At 71.8% G+C, this 3,766-nt stretch carries 5 protein-coding genes; 2 read left to right on the top strand and 3 right to left on the bottom strand.

The features are described from left to right. Positions 1-302, bottom strand: a 302-nt coding sequence (locus tag AC2TEW_RS38610; RefSeq protein ID WP_484627818.1) for a TetR/AcrR family transcriptional regulator, incomplete at its 3' end; no start/stop codon positions are given. Positions 303-402: 100 nt separating this feature from the next. Here AC2TEW_RS38610 and AC2TEW_RS38605 point away from each other — a divergent pair. Together AC2TEW_RS38605 and AC2TEW_RS38600 are read left to right on the top strand one after the other, a co-directional pair. Then, positions 403-1,647, top strand: coding sequence for an alpha/beta hydrolase family protein (locus AC2TEW_RS38605; RefSeq protein ID WP_484627817.1), 1,245 nt, complete (start codon positions 403-405; stop codon positions 1,645-1,647). A 54-nt stretch (positions 1,648-1,701) separates the two neighbouring features. After that, entirely contained in the window at positions 1,702-2,094 is a 393-nt protein-coding gene (locus AC2TEW_RS38600) for a nuclear transport factor 2 family protein (RefSeq protein ID WP_484627816.1), read from the top strand. Positions 2,095-2,105: 11 nt separating this feature from the next. Here AC2TEW_RS38600 and AC2TEW_RS38595 read toward each other — a convergent pair whose 3' ends face one another. After that, positions 2,106-2,921, bottom strand: a complete 816-nt coding sequence (locus AC2TEW_RS38595; protein ID WP_484627815.1) for an alpha/beta fold hydrolase — start codon at positions 2,919-2,921, stop codon at positions 2,106-2,108. 124 nt (positions 2,922-3,045) lie between these two features. Then, the gene (locus AC2TEW_RS38590; protein WP_484624458.1) at positions 3,046-3,717 is read right to left on the bottom strand and encodes a DUF4097 family beta strand repeat-containing protein; all 672 of its coding nucleotides are present in this window, start codon (positions 3,715-3,717) and stop codon (positions 3,046-3,048) included. Between the last annotated feature and the right edge of the window lie 49 nt (positions 3,718-3,766).

Here is a 3,766-nt window from a genome sequence, read left to right as displayed (position 1 = left end):
GTGCGGATGCTGTCGACGCTGGCCCGGGCCCAGGCGGTGAGGTCGCCGCGCAGGCTGCCGGTGTCGAGCAGGGGTGAGGTGCGCTCGAGGCGGGTGGTGACGACGTCGGCGAGCAGGGCCTCCCGGCTGCCCCAACGCCGGTAGACGACCGTGTGGTTGACGCCGGCGCGTTGCGCGATGGCCGGGATGGTGGGTTCGGCCCCGTCGGGCTCGGAGAGCAGGTCGATGACGGCCTGGTGGACGGCCGCGCGGACCTGTTCGGGGCTCCTGCGGATGCGTTCGGTGGGTTGTTTCGTGGTCACCCTCCCATCGTAAGCACAGATGTTTGCTTCTCGCGCCCGGAGGGTCTACAGTTCCCACCACAAGCACAGATCAGTGCTTAACCGATCCAGGGAGACCCCCATGAAGCAGCTGCTGTTCCCCAACAACATCCAGTTCTGGTACGAGACCCTCCGCTCCATGAGCCACATCGCCTACGGCGGCGCCGACTTCGGCGAGGTCGTCGCCACCGGCGAACGCATCACCGAAGGCGACTACGACAGCTGGTACACCGAGTGGACCGCCACCGCCGACCGCGTCCGCACCGAGGCCGACAAGGCCCTCAAGGCCGGCCACCGCATCAGCGCCCGCGACGGCTACCTGCGCGCCTCCAACTACTACCGCTCCGCCGAGTTCTTCCTGCACGGCCACCCCTGCGACCCCCGCCACGACCACGCCTACGACCGCAGCGTCGCCTGCTTCCGCGCCGCCGCCGCCCTGTTCACCCCGGTCATCGAACCCGTCGCCATCCCCTACCAGGGCACCACCCTGCCCGGCTACCTCTACCGCGTCGACGACTCCGGCACCCCCCGCCCCACCCTCATCATGCACAACGGCTTCGACGGCACCGCCGAGGAGATGCACTTCTTCGGCGCCATGGCCGGCGTCGAACGCGGCTACACCGTCCTCGTCTTCGACGGCCCCGGCATGCCCGGCCCCCGCCACCACCAGGACATGGTCTTCCGCCCCGACTGGGAGAACGTCATCACCCCCGTCGTCGACTTCGCCGAGACCCTCCCCGACGTCGACAACAGCCGCATCGCCCTGGTCGGCATCAGCATGGGCGGCATCCTCGCCCCCCGCGCCGCCGCCTTCGAGCACCGCCTCGCCGCACTGATCGCCGTCGACGGCCTCTACGACCTCGGCGAGACCTCCGTGCGCAACATCCCCGGCACCCGCGAGGAGGCCGAACGCCTCCTGCGCGCCGAGTCCGCCCCCGAACTCGACGCCGCCATGGAGCAGATCATGACCAAGGACCCGATCGCCCGCTGGGCGATCAACCACGGCATGTACGTCATGGGCGTCGACACCCCCCGCGCCTTCAACGCCTCCTACCTCGACTACACCCTCGCCGACGGCATCGCCGAGCAGATCCAGTGCCCGACCCTGGTCTGCGACGCCGAGGACGACATGTTCTTCAAGGGCCAGCCCGAGCAGCTCTACGACCACCTCACCTGCCCGAAGACCCTGATGGTGTTCACCGCCGACGAGGGCGCCGGCGCCCACTGCCACCCCGGCGCCATGCGCCTGACCCAGGCCCGCATCTACGACTGGCTCGACGACACCTTCAACGTCAACACCGACACCGACACCGCCAGCGCCGCCTGAGCCCGGTCGCGAACACCCCGTACCCGCTCCCGAGATCCGTCCGGAGGACTCCGCATGACCCGCACCGGCATCAAGGCCGCCCTCACCGACCTGCTCCTCAACGAGTCCATCACCCTGGAGGCGGCCGCCGACCTCCACTTCACCCCCGACTACCGCCAGCGCACCGACGGCGAGTGGGCCGACCGGGCCGCGTTCCTGGACCACATCGCGCACCTGCGAACGCTCGTCGCCGGCGGCGAGGTCGAGGTCCACGAGGAGCTCTACGACGGCGGCAAGTACGCCGACCGGCACACCTGTCACCTCACGAAGAAGGACGGTTCGACCGTGAGCATGGAGGTCTACGTGTTCGCCGACCTCGCTCCCGACGGCCGCTTCCGGCGGATCGAGGAGACCACCCTGATGCTCGAGGGGTCGGACGCCGACCGCAACCTCGGCAGCGCCCGCTGACCGGTCGCGGCTCACCCGCCCCCGTGCCCGGCGGCGGCGGTGAGGGTGGTGAGTTCGCGTACCGCGTCGGCGACGGCCCGGAAGTCCCTGCGCAGGATCTTGGAGTGGTTGCTCGCGACCTTGGCGCTGATCCGGATGTTCGGGTTGCGGGCGAGCACCGGGTCGAGGTTGCCGCGGATCCGCTCCATCAGCGCCGCCTCGCCGCCCAGGTTGCCGCCGGAGGCGAGCACGTACCGGGTCGGTGCGGTGACCCGGTCGAGGACCGGGCCGAGGGCGGCGGTGGCGCAGAGCTCGTTGATCTCGATGTTGATCTCGGCGTGCTGCGCGGCGCTCATCCGCGCGGCCAGGCCGAGCCGGCGGGCCACCGGGAACAGCACGCTCAGCCGGCGGAACAGCGTGCGGATCTGGGCCCGGGCCGCGTCGTCCAGCCAGTCGTGCGGCAACGCGCCGTCCGCCGACACCACCCCGAGGACGCGGTCCGGGTTCCGGGCGGCCCAGTGCACCGCCAGCATCGCGCCGTACGACCAGCCCACCAGGATCGGGCGCTCCACCCCGCGGGCCCGCAGGACGGCGTCGAGGTCGCGGAGACAGGCCTCGAACGAGTAGTCCGACGCGCGCCGCGACCCGCCGCGGGCCCGCTCGTCGTAGCTGATGTGCCGGTAGCCGTCGCCGAGTTCGGCGATGACGCGCCGCCAGTGCGAGCGGTCGGCGTAGGAGCCGTTGAGGTAGACCACGGCGCGGCCGGGCCCGCCGGTGTCGGTCACGGCCAGGGCGGTGTCGTCGACCGGCACCATGCCGGTCCAGGGGGAGTGCTCGGTGATCGTCATGGTGGCGTCTCTCCAGGGGTCCGGAGTCGGAAGTGGGCTGAAGCCGTAAGTGGGCCGAGTCGGATGCGGGTCGGGGACGGCGGGTGGTGGCGCCACCGGGGCGGGCCGCGGTGGCAGCAGCGGGTCAGAGGCTGCGGGCGGTGATGTCGCCGTGGGCGGTGGTGGCGTGGACGGTGAGTTCGGCCGCGGCGCCGGCGGTGTTGGCGAGGGCGTTGTGGATCCGGCCGTGGCCGGTGCCGGCGTCGAGGGTGGCGGACACGCCGCAGGCGGCGCCGATGACGATCGAGCCGGCCTCGGTGCGCAGGTCGACGGTGCCGCGTACGGCCTCGGTGATGTGGAGGTCGCCGTTGTGGGTGCTGATCGTGGCGGGGCCGCCCAGGCGGCCGACGGTGATGGGGCCGTCGAGGACGGTGAGGTGGGCGGCGGCGGTCTCGTCGAGCTTGACGGTGCCCCGGGCGCCGTCGAAGGTGACGTTGCCGAGCCGTCCGACGCCGCGCAGTTCGGCGGCGGCGCACTTCGCCTCGAGGTGGGAGCCGGCGGGCAGTCGGACGGTCACCTCGACGGCGCCGGAGGAGCCGAGGATGCGGCTGTCGGCGGGCTCGGCCGCGATCCGCAGGACGCCGTCGCGGTGGGTGACCGCGGTCCGTCCGGCCGCCTTCACGTCGCGGCCCTTGGAGGCGTCCGCCGGGCGGACCTCCACCACGGTGTCGGCCCGGTCCGCCGCGATGAGGCTGATCCGGCCGGCGGGGACGTCGAGGACGACGGAGACCGGGGCGGGGGTGTCGAACTTCTGCATGGTGCACTCCTTCGGACTGCTGTTTCTGATGAGAGAAACGCTACGTTGC

Source organism: Kitasatospora sp. NEAU-CNBT7 (assembly GCF_057220535.1).
The sequence above is the reverse complement of the archived record's forward strand: the minus strand, read 5'-3'. Positions and strand labels throughout refer to the sequence as shown.

Coding starts and splice junctions, on each gene's coding strand:
- AC2TEW_RS38605 (WP_484627817.1), top strand. CDS start 403: ATGAAGCAGCTGCTGTTCCCCAACAACATCCAGTTCTGGTACGAGACC.
- AC2TEW_RS38600 (WP_484627816.1), top strand. CDS start 1,702: ATGACCCGCACCGGCATCAAGGCCGCCCTCACCGACCTGCTCCTCAAC.
- AC2TEW_RS38595 (WP_484627815.1), bottom strand. CDS start 2,921: ATGACGATCACCGAGCACTCCCCCTGGACCGGCATGGTGCCGGTCGAC.
- AC2TEW_RS38590 (WP_484624458.1), bottom strand. CDS start 3,717: ATGCAGAAGTTCGACACCCCCGCCCCGGTCTCCGTCGTCCTCGACGTC.